Annotated in this window: 16 protein-coding genes and 1 pseudogene; 12 read left to right on the top strand and 5 right to left on the bottom strand. The window is 42.4% G+C overall.

The genetic code is table 11. From position 1 onward, the window contains the following. Positions 1–77: 77 nt before the first annotated feature. The gene (locus tag HFA01_RS04300) at positions 78–464 is read right to left on the bottom strand and encodes a DoxX family protein (protein ID WP_146813578.1); all 387 of its coding nucleotides are present in this window, start codon (positions 462–464) and stop codon (positions 78–80) included. Positions 465–842: 378 nt separating this feature from the next. Between HFA01_RS04300 and HFA01_RS04295 the strand changes: the two genes are divergently transcribed. The 9 genes from HFA01_RS04295 to HFA01_RS04255 all read left to right on the top strand — a co-directional run bounded on the left by HFA01_RS04295 (position 843) and on the right by HFA01_RS04255 (position 9,673). Beyond that, positions 843–1,301: a nucleoside deaminase gene (locus HFA01_RS04295; RefSeq protein ID WP_146813996.1), complete on the top strand. Its 459-nt coding sequence runs from the start codon at positions 843–845 to the stop codon at positions 1,299–1,301. 162 nt (positions 1,302–1,463) lie between these two features. Further along, positions 1,464–1,637 (top strand): Fe3+ hydroxamate ABC transporter substrate-binding protein, encoded by a 174-nt coding sequence (locus HFA01_RS04290; RefSeq protein ID WP_146813576.1) that lies wholly within the window; start codon positions 1,464–1,466, stop codon positions 1,635–1,637. Between the two features lie 62 nt (positions 1,638–1,699). Beyond that, positions 1,700–1,984: a hypothetical protein gene (locus HFA01_RS04285; protein WP_146813574.1), complete on the top strand. Its 285-nt coding sequence runs from the start codon at positions 1,700–1,702 to the stop codon at positions 1,982–1,984. A 47-nt stretch (positions 1,985–2,031) separates the two neighbouring features. Then, positions 2,032–2,829: an MBL fold metallo-hydrolase gene (locus tag HFA01_RS04280; protein ID WP_146813572.1), complete on the top strand. Its 798-nt coding sequence runs from the start codon at positions 2,032–2,034 to the stop codon at positions 2,827–2,829. A gap of 251 nt (positions 2,830–3,080) precedes the next feature. Beyond that, complete coding sequence (locus HFA01_RS04275) at positions 3,081–3,917, top strand: STAS domain-containing protein (RefSeq protein WP_146813570.1); 837 nt, start codon at positions 3,081–3,083, stop codon at positions 3,915–3,917. A gap of 170 nt (positions 3,918–4,087) precedes the next feature. After that, positions 4,088–7,255, top strand: a complete 3,168-nt coding sequence (locus HFA01_RS04270; RefSeq protein ID WP_146813568.1) for a hypothetical protein — start codon at positions 4,088–4,090, stop codon at positions 7,253–7,255. A 99-nt stretch (positions 7,256–7,354) separates the two neighbouring features. Further along, positions 7,355–7,708: a DUF2200 domain-containing protein gene (locus HFA01_RS04265; RefSeq protein ID WP_146813566.1), complete on the top strand. Its 354-nt coding sequence runs from the start codon at positions 7,355–7,357 to the stop codon at positions 7,706–7,708. 300 nt (positions 7,709–8,008) lie between these two features. Then, on the top strand, positions 8,009–8,482 hold the full coding sequence (locus HFA01_RS04260; RefSeq protein WP_146813564.1) for a GNAT family N-acetyltransferase: 474 nt from the start codon (positions 8,009–8,011) through the stop codon (positions 8,480–8,482). Positions 8,483–8,887: 405 nt separating this feature from the next. Beyond that, complete coding sequence (locus HFA01_RS04255) at positions 8,888–9,673, top strand: SRPBCC domain-containing protein (RefSeq protein WP_146813562.1); 786 nt, start codon at positions 8,888–8,890, stop codon at positions 9,671–9,673. A 53-nt stretch (positions 9,674–9,726) separates the two neighbouring features. Here HFA01_RS04255 and HFA01_RS04250 read toward each other — a convergent pair. Next, a pseudogene (locus HFA01_RS04250) lies at positions 9,727–9,884 on the bottom strand (DUF2200 family protein); the annotation flags it as partial. Between the two features lie 647 nt (positions 9,885–10,531). On the opposite strand from HFA01_RS04250, the gene HFA01_RS04245 reads away from it, so the two are divergent. Continuing rightward, a complete protein-coding gene (locus HFA01_RS04245; RefSeq protein WP_167506158.1) occupies positions 10,532–11,893 on the top strand; it encodes a DUF2254 domain-containing protein in 1,362 nt (453 codons plus the stop codon). Positions 11,894–11,979: 86 nt separating this feature from the next. On the opposite strand, the gene HFA01_RS04240 is transcribed toward HFA01_RS04245, so the two are convergent. Continuing rightward, positions 11,980–12,216: a hypothetical protein gene (locus HFA01_RS04240; protein ID WP_146813558.1), complete on the bottom strand. Its 237-nt coding sequence runs from the start codon at positions 12,214–12,216 to the stop codon at positions 11,980–11,982. A 43-nt stretch (positions 12,217–12,259) separates the two neighbouring features. After that, the gene (locus HFA01_RS19225) at positions 12,260–12,592 is read right to left on the bottom strand and encodes a TIGR04104 family putative zinc finger protein (RefSeq protein WP_371860307.1); all 333 of its coding nucleotides are present in this window, start codon (positions 12,590–12,592) and stop codon (positions 12,260–12,262) included. A 79-nt stretch (positions 12,593–12,671) separates the two neighbouring features. Between HFA01_RS19225 and HFA01_RS04230 the strand changes: the two genes are divergently transcribed. Together HFA01_RS04230 and HFA01_RS04225 are read left to right on the top strand one after the other, a co-directional pair. Further along, positions 12,672–13,091: an NUDIX hydrolase gene (locus HFA01_RS04230; RefSeq protein WP_146813554.1), complete on the top strand. Its 420-nt coding sequence runs from the start codon at positions 12,672–12,674 to the stop codon at positions 13,089–13,091. A gap of 138 nt (positions 13,092–13,229) precedes the next feature. Further along, a complete protein-coding gene (locus HFA01_RS04225; RefSeq protein WP_146813551.1) occupies positions 13,230–13,601 on the top strand; it encodes a VOC family protein in 372 nt (123 codons plus the stop codon). 99 nt (positions 13,602–13,700) lie between these two features. On the opposite strand, the gene HFA01_RS04220 is transcribed toward HFA01_RS04225, so the two are convergent. Further along, a complete protein-coding gene (locus tag HFA01_RS04220; protein WP_167506156.1) occupies positions 13,701–14,909 on the bottom strand; it encodes an MFS transporter in 1,209 nt (402 codons plus the stop codon). Between the last annotated feature and the right edge of the window lie 39 nt (positions 14,910–14,948).

The following is a 14,948-nucleotide window of genomic DNA, read 5'->3' as shown; positions in this document are numbered from 1 at the left end:
AGAAGTAGTTGCACCCTGCCTATACATACGGGTTAGACCCTAGGATGTGGTTGCCCCACATCCGTGTGGAGATCCTACTATTTCATTTTTTTTGAAATTAATTCAGAAATCGCGTATTTTCTACTCCCCGTCATAGCGAGTATAATTGATAAACCAAGCAAGGACAGCGGAAATTCAAACCCTCCGATTAAACCCATCTGGAGTTTTACCATAACAATGGCACCTACCATCGTTAGTCCTAGTAAAACGGCTGAAGGAACGACAAAAATTCCAAGAAGCAAGAATAGTCCTCCGACCCCTTCGATCAGTGCTGTTGTGTACGCAAGCCACGCAGGCTGACCGATACTCTCGAACATAGCAATCGTATCACCTATCGCTCCAAACTTTTGAATCCCATGTGCCAGCATGATTACCCCAAGCACGATTCTTCCACCAAGTAAACCCCATTCCATCTTTTTATCCATAATGAGCACCTCTTTTATGATTTTCCTAGTTAACGTTCAGAAGAAGGATTTGGATCACTTTATACATATTTTCTGGTGAAACGGCAGCTGCTTATCTTTAGAGTAATGATTGAGTAACTACTCGTTCTTCCATCTTGATCGGAGGAATGAGAGTGATCACTCCACCTCTAGTGCCAATCAATGGCTGGTTTGTGGTTGATTCAGAGAGGGTTGTATATCAGAGGATTCATCAGTAAATGATATGTGCTCAATATGGAGTGTAGGACAAAGGGTAGAGGAATTTATTTGATTTAAAGGGTATATAGATCAAGCATGATGGCAAGAAAATTGCACACCATTTATAATGAAGAAGAATTCAACAGGAAATGGAGTGCTTCTATGACATACAACGATGAATATTTCATGAAAATAGCGATCGAACAAGCATCAAAGTCGAGAGCAGAAGGAAACGAACCGTTTGGCGCTATCCTAGTTAAAGGCAATAATATTGTAAAAGTTGCAGAGAACAAAGTACATACCCACTCCGACCCTACCTATCATGCAGAAATAGGGCTGATCCGAGATTTTTGTTCAGAGAACCAGCTATTTGATTTGAATGAATACACCCTGTACACCAGCTGCGAGCCTTGTGTGATGTGTTCAGGTGCCATGGTTTGGTCTAATCTTGGTAAAATGGTCTATAGCGTTACCCACGATCAATTAGCAGATATTGCAGGGGACAACATTATGATTTCCTGTAAAGAAGTATTTGCTAAAAGCCCACTTAAGCCTGTAGTCGTTGGTAAAGTATTAAATGACGAAGGGCTGAAGGTATTTGATGGGTACTCGTTTGGCTAGTACACCTTTTTATTAAGTGACCCCAGGCAAAAGATAGATGCCTGGGGTTCTTTGTCTTTCATCAAACCATTACATGAGTGAGAAAGAGGAGAAGCTCGTTCAATTTGGTTATAAAGGATTTTCGTATCGATTATAGAAAGTATCTTAAGGGGGATTTTTGTTATGATCTGGGATAAACCTCAATGCATGTATTGTGAAAAAGAAATCAAAGAGGATGAAGTGGTCTTTGTGAAGATGCGTTACCCTAAGAGAAAAGGTTTTACAGAGATTAAGGCCTATTTACGAAACGAAGGGACATTTATTTGTGAAGAATGCTCTTACGATAAAATGAAATAATGGAAGGGTTAGTTAAGATCTACATCCAAGTACCATGATCCTTAAAGTCGGAGGTGTGCGGAATGAGTGAAGAAAAAAAGATTACGTTTATGTTGCCTGATCAACATAAAGAGGCATCAATCTCAAATACATCCAGCGAAAAGTATTTAGAATTTCTCCCGGATGAACTGACGGAACTGGTCAATTCCTTTCATGGGTTTGAGCTGGATACGATTGAGTTACACATCGCAGGGGCCATTGATTCTGGAGGAGCGACCAAGCTGTTTGTGGATTTTTCAGGTGAGGCCGGCATGAAATTTACATTGAAGAAAAAGGACGGGGAAAGAGAAGAACAGGAAAAGCTTTAGGATTATCGAATCACAGCATGGCGTTTCGCTTATAGGAGGGCTTTAAAATGAAAATCGATCAGCATGGAGAAGTAACCTCCGTGTTAGGAGAAGTGAGATATGGAGACTTTGCCATGTCTGTTTATATGTATTACATCGATGGAATGTTGATTGACACGGGCGCATCACGGATGCTTGAAGATTTCAAGGCTTTCTTTAAGCAAACACCCATCGAATTTGTCAGCCTTACCCATCCTCATGAAGATCACACAGGAACAGCAAAGTGGCTGCAAAAGGAATGCGATCTTCCTGTATATATCAAGAAAGAAGCGATACCTGAATGTAAGGTTGAAGCGACTTTACCTTTATACAGGGAGAAATTATGGGGCAGACGCCTGCCATTCTCACCTTCCTCATTTGGTGAAACGATAGAGTCCGATCATCACTTATATAAAATCATACATACTCCAGGACATGAGAAGAATCATGTGGTCTTATATGACGAGCAGCACGGGAGACTGTTTTCAGGTGATCTGTTTTTACATCCAAAGCCTAAGGTCATGATGGATGATGAATCTGTCCCGGTTATGATTCAATCGCTTAGAAAAGTACTTCAATTGGATTTTCAAGACATGTTCTGCCAGCATGCGGGTTACATACAAAACGGAAAACCGGCCATGAGGGAAAAGCTTAACTATTTAGAAGAGCTGAGGGAACAAGTTCACCACCTGTATGGAAAAGGGCTCAACGTTGATGAAATAAATGCTGAATTATTTCCGAAAGTACCGATGATTGTTTATCACTCAAGGCAGGAATATGATTCCAAACATATGATTCGGTCCATATTGGAAGGGGATAAGATTTAGCAAATGATTAAATTCATAATAAAATCCTAATAGACCGTCCTTCTTCTATAGGATGTTATATAGACTTTATGCTCTCTGCCAAGTTTTGTTTGAAGATCGCTGAGTACTAAAAAAGCTGATGTATCATTATACTATAAAATTCTTATTCCCACTCGAAATTTATCGCATATTATTGTAATATATTAATGGATATCATTCGGTAGTTAAAATAGATTCATATGATTTGTTATATTTTTTGAGGGGGAAAATAGATGACGGCTGCAAAGCAAGCAACATTAACGCCTGTAACGACTACTATACTGGAACAGAAAGAAGAGTTGGCCCGTGCGGTTGCTATACCTAGTGAAATAGGAAAGGGAGTCTCGGAACAATTAATTACTTGGAGAATGGAATTAATTGAAGCCTACGCCACTTCTTTAAGCCAGGATTCCGAGGAGTTTACTCAGAATCTGGAAAAGTGGAGCGATCGTGTGTCAGGTGAACTTGTAGAATTAAGGTTACCATTGAACATAGCCCTGGTAGAAATAAGTGAGTATAGAGAAGTCATCGGTGCGATTATCAAAGACGAAGCAAAAACACAAAATCTTTCCTTTGACGATTTTTATGATATCCTTACTCCGTTTAATCATGCGGTTGACCAAGCGGTTCAATTTGTCAGTCAATCGTATATGGATGACTTTGAAAATACCATACAAACGGCTAATTATGCAGTGGATGAACTTTCCGTTCCTATCGTTCGAGTCACAGAGTCGGTCGGTGTCATTCCCATTGTTGGAGAAATAGATACGAAAAGGGCACAGCTCCTCATGGAGAATGCGTTGAAGCAGGGGGAAGAATACGAGCTTGAGACGATTATCTTGGATTTATCCGGTGTGAGTATCATTGATACGATGGTCGCTCATCAATTATTTAAAGTGATCAATTCGTTAAAACTTACGGGTGTGAATGGAATCATGAGTGGCATCCGTCCAGATATTGTACAGACAATGGTCAGTCTGGGCATTGATATGAAAGGGATCAGCACTTTCAGCAGCCTCCACAGGGCCATCGAATCCTTGCAATTACTTGAGGAGAAAGCCAACATTTAATGTTGGCTTTTTTTTTATGAAAATAGACACCTGTCCAGAAGGATTGAGGAAGATCCAGGACAGGCTCCCCTAATCATACAGGCGAAAAGGTATTAAAGATATTCATCCTTCTACTTATCTATTATAATGAACATAACTTGGCATCAATTTCCTGTAATCGGGGGTATTTTATGAAAAAAAATCTATGGATTGTTCTTAGCATACTTTTTATTTTAGCCTTACCCTGGGTCATCTGGCTGTTTTCGCCGTCCCAATCACTTGATGTAACGATTCTTGATAAAACGGTTCCGGATGAGAGCGCTCGTGAACACAAAAGCCTGACATGGCTGTTGAATTATAACAAATACAAAACCAACGAGAAGAAATCCTATGACTCTATGAACTACTACGGTTTAGTTTCCGATGAAGAGAAGCAGACCATAGAAGAAAAACCGCTGCCAGAAGATCTCGGGGGGACAGACTTGATTTATGTCGCTGATACATACGGAGTATATAAGCAGGATCTCCCCTGGACGGAGGAAACTGATGAAGGACCTCCTGAGTTGATCGAGGGAGGCCTTGCGATGGATGAATGGCAGCAGATCAAGCAGCAGGTCGAATCCAACGGGAAGGATTTGATCATGGAGTTCAACAGCTTTGCCTCTCCAACAAGCGAGTCGGTACGGAACGATGTGACCGACTTTTTGAAGGTGGACTGGCAAGGCTGGATCGGCCGGTATTTTCCGGATTTAAGTGAAGGTGGGGAAGTCCCGGCTTGGGTCGTATCACGTTTTGAAGAAAAGGGAGAGACGTGGACCTATGAAGGAGAAGGGGTGGTTCTCATCCATGAATTCTCAGGGGAGGTTGTTGTTTTGTCCTTAGAAGATGGAGACTTACAGGAGGCGAAGATCCTGGCCCTCTTTAATGAAAAAGGGGAAGAACACTTCAACCTGCAGCAAAGTACCCCTTACCTCTATTGGTTCGATATCCTTGAGCCTCAAAAAGGAGCCGATGTTTTGGCGGAATACGAAATTCAAACGAGTGACAAAGGGCAGGAGAAGCTTGAAACCTATGGCATTCCTTCCACCTTTCCCGCTGTCACCTATCATCAGGAACAAGAATCAGACCGCTATTATTTTTCCGGGGATTACGCTGATCTATCAGACGTCCCTTCGATTTATCAGTATCAAGGCTTTGCAAAGGTGAGAGAGTGGGTCGCGAACTTCCAACCAGACTCGGAAGAGAGCTTCTTTTGGAGTACCTACCGTCCCATGATGGAAAGCATTCTTTCCTCGGCTGCAACGAAGGAGCAAACAAAAACAGTTTCTGCGCATCAAGCGGTGACAGAAAAGATCTCTCATCCGTCTCGTGTCCATGATCAAAAAATCGAAGTTTTTCAAGACAATGAGTGGCAGTCGATGACGATGAAAGGCGTCAATATCGGGATGGGGAAACCTGGATATTTTCCCGGGGAAGCAGCGATTGAAAAAGAAGAATACGCCCGTTGGTTTGAACAGATCGGTGAGATGAACGCCAACGCCATACGTGTGTACACCCTGCACCCACCCGGTTTTTATGAAGCCTTGGCCGAATACAATGCAGATGCCGAAGAGCCTCTTTATGTGTTTCATGGCGTTTGGATTGATGAAGGACCTTTAGAAGAGACAGAGGATGCTTTTAATGAAGAAAGTACAACAGCGTTTCAGGAGGAAATGAAAAAAATCGTGGATGTCATCCATGGCGAAGCAAAAATACCGGCACAAACCGGGCATGCGTCCGGCCTTTACACGAAAGACATCTCTCCTTATGTGGTTGGGTGGATCATCGGAATCGAGTGGTTTCCTAAAATGGTCGATCAGATGGAAAAGGATTACCCAGATCTTGGTGATTATGAAGGCACCTATACTCTGACCGAAGGCGCAAGTCCAATGGAATACTGGCTTGCCGAACAGATGGATGTGCTTACCAGTTATGAAATCGAGGAGTATCAAAGCATGCGTCCATTGAGCTTCACTAATTGGGTCACGACGGACAATTTGGATCAGCCGGCGGAACCGTTGGAACAGGAGGATATGGCCAGTATCGATCCGAATCATATCTTTCCAAAAGGAGAGGCGGAAGCCGTAGGGATGTTCGCTTCCTATCACGTTTATCCGTACTACCCGGATTTTCTCAACATTGAGGAATCTTATACCGAGTTTGAGGATCACCGAGGGGAAAGGAACAACTATGCCGGATACTTGAAAGATCTGCATGACTCGCACGAACTTCCGATTTTGATTGCGGAATTCGGCATCCCGGCTTCGCGAGGGAAGACGCACGAAAATCCTTTTGGCTGGAACCAGGGGTTCATTTCAGAGAAAGAACAAGGGGAAATCGTCAAACGGTTGTATGAGGATATCTTACATGAAGAGTTGCTCGGTGGTCTGGTATTCAGCTGGCAGGATGAGTGGTTCAAACGGACGTGGAATACGATGGATTATGACAATCCCGATCGCAGACCGTACTGGTCCAATGCGCAGACCAATGAACAGCAGTTCGGACTGTTAAGCTTCGATCGTCTGAAAGTAAAAGTCGATGGGAAGGATGATTGGGAAGAAGGAGAAAGCCTCTATGAAGATGGAAAAGGGGATCTCGAGTCATTGATGGCTGATCATGATGAACGGTATCTCTATCTCAAAGCGAAAGTCGGCACGGAAGGTTTTTGGAAAGAGAAAGAAGTTCAATTCCATATCAGCGTGCGACCGGACAAAGGGATTCAGCTGGATGGTCAAAAACTCGTTTCTGATTTCCGTGTGACCATTCCAGGGGAAGAAGACGCGAAGATTGAAGTAGCGCGCGACTACGATGTGTTTCATTATGACTATGTGGAAAAATTGAAGATGACAGAGGATCCCTATGCGGAGGAAGATTTCCACCCTATCCGTCTCGCGCTTAACAAGGGGCTGGTCCGCCCGGATACAGGTGAAAAGTTTCCTTTTGATTCTTATGAGACAGGCGTTCTGCGCTATGGGGTCGGCGATCCTGAATCCGAAGACTATGATTCTCTCGCCGATTATTATTTCTCAGAAGAGACAGCAATTCTTGAAATCCGTCTTCCATGGATGCTCTTAAATGCGAAGGATCCTAGTCAGAAGGAGTTTATCGGTGATCTTTATGAGGATGGATTGGATTCATCTATTTCTATCGATGGTTTGGATATCACGGCCTCTGTAATCGAACAAGGGGACATCGTGGACTCATTTGGGTTTGATCAACCAGCCCGTTACACGTGGGATAACTGGGATTTACCTCTTCATGAAGAACGACTCAAGAAATCGTACCCATCTATTAGAGATATCTTTTCTACGGTGAAGTGATCATGATCTTTTCCCGTTCAAGGTAGCTAAGTCAAATGAAACGTAAAGTGATATACTTACGAATAGAGATGATGATACGTAAAAAAAGGAGGTTGGGTCGTGGCTAAACATAAGATTTATACGATGAGTTTTGCAAGTGTTTATCCCCATTACGTGACGAAGGCAGAGAAAAAGGGGCGGACGAAAGAGGAAGTCGATGAAATCATTCGCTGGTTGACGGGATATAGTCAAGAACAGTTAGAGGAGCTATTGGAAAAAAAGACAGACTTTGAAACATTGTTTGCGGAAGCCCCGGAACTGAACTCTTCCCGGAAGATGATCAAAGGTGTCATCTGCGGCGTCAGGGTGGAAGAGATTGAAGAGCCGTTGATGCAGGAGATTCGCTATTTGGATAAGCTGATTGATGAGCTGGCCAAGGGGAAAGCGATGGGAAAGATTTTACGGAAACCTTAATAGAAAACGATAAACCCCACTTCCTTATTTGAATCAGGAAGTGGGGTTTTTTGTTCACTGCGCAAGCTATAGTTTTCATTTATCGATCGTAGCTTTAACAATTATTTATGAAGGCTTAAGGTTCCATTTAATTTCCCTTGCTATGGTTAAAGTATAGATAGGGATTGCCGAATGTTCACTATGTAAAGGTTGACTTGGTTAAGGCAGAGGTGGAGCCATTTTGAAATACATAGTAGTATAGTTTTTGAGGACTTCATAATTTTTTCATCTTATGTCTTACTAACGATAGGAGATGTACCCATGGACATCAGTTTAAGAGAAATGCAGCGGAATGACCTGGATTTTTTCTTTGAATTTCAAAAGGATCGAGATGCCAACCATATGGCGGCTTTCACTGCAAAAGATCCCTATGATTGGGAGAGTTACATAAAACATTGGAGCAAAATCCTTCGTGAAGACAGGATTATTAAAAGGACGATCACCATAAATGATGACGTAGTGGGAAGCATCATATGCTTTACACAGTTCGGTGAGTGGGAAGTGACTTACTGGATTGATAAGAAGTATTGGGGAAAAGGGATTGCGAGCCGCGCCCTAAGCGAATTCCTCAAGACGGTTTCGATTCGACCGCTTAGGGGGAGAACAGCCAAAGATAACATTGGTTCCCGAAAGGTTTTGGAGAAAAACGGATTTCAAATGACGGGTGAGGATAAAGGATTCGCTAACGCTCGTAGGGAAGAAGTGGAAGAATACATTTTCACACTGTATGACTAAGTTTGTTTTCCAATAATGAAAACATCGAGACGGAGGAACCTTCTGCTCACCACGGTGATTACATCGTTTAAAGAATAATGATAATGCCCGAGTCTGCCGTTTTTATGACTACGAATTTTACTGGGCTGTCATACAATCAGTAAAGGAACTTCCATAAGAGGAAGTTCCTTTTTTTATTTATCACCAATCTAATGACCTTCCTCTGTGCTTCACACCAGTATGAATAGGATAAATGTGTCAGGGGCACCATTTATAAATGTGAGGGTTTCGAACGTATGTCGAGATACTCACTTAGTATATGGTGTCATTGATTTTGAAAAATCCGCTGGTTATTATTTATTATTCATGTTACCATATGGTCACATGATAGATTTCACGATAATTTCGCTATAGAAAGGTTTTGTTATGGAAGATAAGCTATCAATTTTATTCAAAGCCTTAGGCCACCCTATTCGAAGGGAGATCCTGGATCTACTAAGACATGCCCCCAAAACCACTGGGGATTTGGATGAGTACTTTCCTGATGTCTCCCGTTATGCAATTATGAAACATCTGTCTACATTACAGGAAGCACATTTGGTTTTAGTACGAAGGCAAGGAAAATATAGGCTGAACTTTTTAAACGCTGTTCCTTTACAGGAAGTGCACAGACGCTGGGTAGGACAATATATGGGTTCGACTGCCCATTCATTATTGAATGTAAAATCGGCAGTTGAACAGAATGGAGGAGAAAAAGGAATGAAGGCAAATGAACAAGCAACCGTATTTAAAATTGAACAGGAAGTTGTGATTGAGGGTTCGCGTGAACAAGTGTTCCAGGCATTGACTGGAAATGTTGAGGATTGGTGGGAGTTTCGGATAGCTCCGGAAGGGAAACCATCTAAGCTTTCTTTAGACCCAGTACTTGGAGGGCAGTTTTTAGAGAAGTGGGGAAATAATGAAGGAGCCGTATGGGGAAATGTCTATTATGTGAATGCACCAGAAGAAATTCGACTGATCGGTCATTTGGGTATGCAGGGAGCGGTGAACAGTGCTTATACGTATCGTCTTAAGGAGGATCATGGCTCGACGACTCTCCAGTTGACTCATACGGCATCTGGTCTGATTGAAGAGGATTGGGAGCAGTCCCATAAAGAGGGGTGGAACCATCTGCTTGGTAACCTACTGAAAAATTATGTAGAACAAGGTTGACCATGCTTTGGAAGATAAGAAATTATGTTGAATGTCCTTACAGAAACGAAAATTTATGCTTCCATTGAACTAGTTTTGCGGAAGGACGGAACTGAACCTTTCGCGTCCCTTTTACCCCCCTCATCGATCAGCTTATTCAAATAACGAATTTTCTGCATCGTCGATTCTTCGATGTCTTCCACCCTAAATCCCAGATGACACCTTTGATCATCGTCACGATGGAGAAGATATTACGGTAACCGCAATAAAAATTAAACGCCGCTCCCATGAATTGAAACGAAGGGGAGCGGCTTTTTTTATTTGGAGTGACATGAAACAATAAGGACCTTCCCTAGGAGTTGAAGGGCCCTTCACGTATCTCTTTGATAAGCAGAAACACCTCATTATGTGCCTCTGGAAATTTAGTATTGGTACGGTTTTTCCGTTAGTAGAAATATAACGTAGATTTACACACGGAAGTTCATGTGGACCTCCATGCTCGTATTGTCTATAGCTAAAATCGTTAAAAATTATGTTAACGGTATTTCCTTGTTTTCCTTTTTCCACAACATGAACTTACTGTCATGGGGGAGAAAAGGTCATCTGAAGTATAAAGGAAATGATAACAGGGAGATGTCTATATTGATAGGTAAATGATTCTTGATAAATCAAGGATTACCTAATAACATCACAGGGGTTTCATAGTTCTAGGTTGATGAACCCACGTTTTGTCGACATTTATCCCTATTTTTATGGGAATCAGGAAAAAACAGGTTCATTTCCTTCTTTGTGGGGTAGGAATTAGGAGGATTCTAAAGACTTAAGAATAGAATGGGGGTTCATATGGGGCTCTTCTACTATATAAAGAAATACTTTAAGATGTCGAGACGCCAGCGAAAAAGTGAATTAAAGTCAACGCTGTGGTTCATGCCTTTTTGGTATATCGTAGGTGCGGTCGGATTGTCCGCTTTCACCTATTATATGGATTATGTGGTCGATGTCGGGTTATACCTGCCGGCGGCCATCGGTTTCAGCGGGCAGACGCTGCAGGTGCTTTTGAGTGCCCTCGTCGGAGGGGTGCTGACCTTGAGTGCCTTTACAATTAACTCCCTGCTTGTAGCGCTGACGACGTTCAGCGGTCAGTTTTCATCCAAAATGCTTGTGAACTTTGTCAGTGACCGGGCTACTCAGCATGTGCTTGGTATTTTTAACGGAAGTTTCATCTATGTTCTGTTGAACTTCCTGTATGTGACGCATGAAGAAGAGGAGTATATTGTTGCGACACCAGTTCTATCTATCCTCACAGCCATTACAGCAGCGGTCACGTTCATTTATTTCATCAACCATACTACCACCTGGATGCAGGTTCATAACATCAGTTTCAATATGAATGCCAAATCCAAAGAGGTCCAGGCGTCTTTGGAAAAGGAGTTAAAACCTTATCACCTGGAAAAGAAGGTTGACGTAAGCACGCTTCCTGCTGAAGAAGAGGGAAAGGTGATTAGTACGAGGCAGTCTGGTTACTTTCAGGTCGCAGATTTTTCGAGGTTGATTAAGCTGGCGAAAAATGATGACAGTCTGCTGAGGTTCGATGTTAGAATCGGAGAATTTGTTTTAGAGGGAACACCGATCCTTACGTATTGGGAACGTGGTCAAACGGTCGATCCCGATCGCTATTTCAAGTCGATCGAGATCGGAGTCAAACAAACAGAAATCCAAGACCTGGAGTACGGATTGAATAAGCTTGCCGAAGTAGCCATCAAGGCTCTAGGACATAATGACCCGCTGACCGTTACGAATACGATTCATCAGATTGCGGATCTTTTGAAGAGCATCGGCCAGTCTACAAATTTCTCTCCTTATCTCTTTGACAATGAAAAAGAGCTTCGCCTCATCCTGAATCAAAAGAATTTCCGGTATTACCTTCATAAGGGATTCGCTTCGATTCGTGAGTATGCGAACCAGAATTCGACGGTAATGACAGAGCTTTTGACTATGATCTCTCTATTAAGTAAAACAATGGATGAGGAAGTTCATGAAGACCTATGGGAATTCGCCCGTCAGACGATTTTAGGATTTGATAACTACAGTTTGTATGAAAATGACTGCCTGTATATTTTAGAGCAGCTGTCGGAGCTTTCTAAACGCACAGGCCATCAGCAGGATTATCTGTTCCTGCTTGAATATATGTTGAAGCGGGTGAGTTCAAAGAGTGCGACAGAGGAGGGAGCTTCCCTTTAAGAAAAGAGGGGCATCTAATCCGATAGATGCCCCTCTCCTATATTTTTACCTATGAAGTGAATAGCGCTGCTTGGTGAAAAATCGAATTAATCAAATACATTAGCAATCTGTTTGGAGAAATAAATGAAGAGAAAAATGGCAAATGGATAGAAAACAACAAGAATAACTGTAAAGGAGACGTTCCTTTTATATCTCCGTATTTTTTGAAGTTGCTTCTTATATTCGTTTTTATCACTTAAGTACATGGAAGAAAAGACAACAATCCCAATGGCGAGTAAAGGCAAAATGAAATCATAAAAAGCTGCAAAAATATAGTTCACCACACTTCCATTCGTCTTGTAAGCTTCTGCACAATAGGAAAACAAATCAATCTATATTCATTTCGTAACTAGCTATATATGGAAAGATGAGGATTGCTAGTATGGTAATCATGAGAAGAAGCGCGATTTTGATTAATATGGGAAGGGTACTAACAACAATCCCACCGCTTATTACATGAAACGGTATGGCAAAAACGGTCCGTGTTTTTTTCGTAACACGATGTTCTGTTTTGCACATCTTGCACACTAGAGGCTTAAAAGTCCATTGAATAGCTTTCTGCACTTCTTTCCATGTGAATGTATGGCTGCAAGACTTACACTTTTGTATTCCCAAAGAAACATCCTTTCTTGGATCAACGTTAACATAATGAAACCTCACGTTTTCAGTTGAAAAATGTACCAATACTCATGATGATCGCCTGCTCCGTTAGTTGAACATGGAGAGGAGGATAGAAAAGATGACTCCGATAAAGAAAGTCTATGGTTACGTAACGAGAATCATAGATGGTCAAACACAAGTATTAGTTTTCCAACATCCGATCCCTGAAGCGGGGATACAAATTCCCAAAGGGACGGTGGAGCCTGGCGAAGATACAGAGGATGCAGTCCTGAGAGAAATAGAGGAAGAAACGGGATTAAAAAACCTGCATGTCGAGAAACGCCTCGCTGATGATTTATGGGAAAATGATGATGGTGCGATCCACCACCGGTTTTTCTATAAACTGATGGTCTCGGATGTTGAGGATGAGTGGGATCAGCAACCGATGGGTGGGGGAGAAGAAGAGGGGCTTACTTTTCATTTCTTTTGGATTTCTTCAATGAATGAAGTTGAACTGATCAGAGGTCATGGAGATTATTTAGACCTCATTTTCACCTGAACTCTCTCCATTCTTAGTCCAGCCTGGTTTGATAAACATCGCCTTCTTGCTTAAGCATAATGAAAAGAAATGGCAGGGTTTTTCCTATTTGAAAGCGAAACTGTTCCATAGAGCAAATTTTTTAGAGGAGGATCTTCTATGGAACTTGGTGCGTTTTCAGTAAGTTTAACGGTGAAAGATATAAACAAATCGAAAGCTTTTTATGAGAATTTAGGTTTTCAAAGCTTTGGAGGAGATCCTGAGCAACATTGGCTGATTATGAAGAATGGAAGCTGTGTCATCGGGTTGTTTCAAGGGATGTTTGAACAAAACATCCTCACGTTCAATCCGGGTTGGAACCAAGAGGCAGAAAACATGGATTGGTTTACAGATGTGCGCGATTTACAGAAGCAGCTGAAAGAAAAGGGGATTAAAATCCTCTCAGAAGCAGATGAAGCGGGCGAAGGTCCGGAAAGTTTTACGATTGAAGACCCTGATGGTAACCCTATCCTTATCGATCAACACAGATAAGCATGATTGGCGAGTGTCCTAAAACATAACAATAAAAACGGCAGGTCCTTTTCCAGGACCGCCGTTTTTCTATTTCATATAAAAAATAACCGATGTCCCTTATCCTACTTCTTCATCAAAGGGATGGTCATCTCTAAGTGCGGAGGGAACCAGGGAACGGATCGCCATGGTTTGAATAAAGGCCCCGCCAACGATGAGTAGCGCTAAAGAAAGAAACAGGATGTGTCCATTGAATATAGATAAAACCATACCCCCGAGCAAGGGGCCTGTGGATCTGGAAATGTCCCAGTGGAGTCCGAACAAAGCAAAATATTTTCCTTTATGTTCGCTGGGAGCAAGCGTGCTGATGAATGTCTGCATATGGTTCAACGTAAGGATCGCTCCAAGACAGAAAAACAATTGTGATACAATGAACGCAATGATATGGTGGAAAAATCCAAATCCAAGAACGGCAAAGACATAAAAGATGTACCCCGCTTGAATGACGTGGAGGCGGGAAATGTGCTTAGTACGATTGACTAAAACAACTTCCAAACAGATGAACACGATTGTACCGATGGTCTCCAGTAAGGAAAAAACGAATAAATAGTTGACGATATTCTCTTTAAGGAAAACGGGCCAGTTGGTCTCCATTTGAGCATGAAACAGACTGAGCGGCAGCATCCCTGCAAGCAGCCATCCAATGGTTCGATAATCCCGCCTGTTAAGTCGGGGAACCGGTTCGTTTGATTTTACTCGGAGATTTGATTCTGGTAACCATTTTAATCCGGTCAATAAATAGACAAGGAGAACGCCGCTTAATAGAAAGAATAAGGAACGTGGGTCGTGATAAAAAAGAACCGCTCCGATTACCGGGCCACCGAGCGCTCCTATGCTGGAAGCGGTACTGAGTAAGGCAAACGTCTCTGATTGTCGTTCAATGGCCACCGTTTCTGAAATTTGAGCTCTTGCTGCAGGAATGTAGGCGAAACGACCAAGGCCGTTCAAAAAGGCGAAGAAGATAAACACCCCCATCTGATCAGAAAAGGCAAAACCTGCAACAGCCACTACTTGGATGACGAGCGATCCTAATTGGACCGCTCGACGGCCGGCTTTGTCGATCCAGCCTCCGAAAAGGAAAGTGAATAAGATTTCGGTCAAAGGCTGTACACCGATGACGAGCGTCGCAAGCAGGATGTTATTTCCGAACTGATCATACATATACAAAGTCAAAAAAGGTAGAAGAATGATGGATACAAAGCTGGTGACCGCATGACCAGCCGTTTGGATCCAAACGATTTTCGGAAACTGGTGTAGATAAGCTTTCATAGCGTTCATCTCCTGTTCTTCATAGGAATAAGAACAGAA

Origin of the sequence: Halobacillus faecis, from assembly GCF_007991335.1 — a bacterium.
Lineage (GTDB): Bacteria > Bacillota > Bacilli > Bacillales > Halobacillaceae > Halobacillus > Halobacillus faecis.
This window is presented reverse-complemented; position numbering and strand designations above follow the sequence as displayed.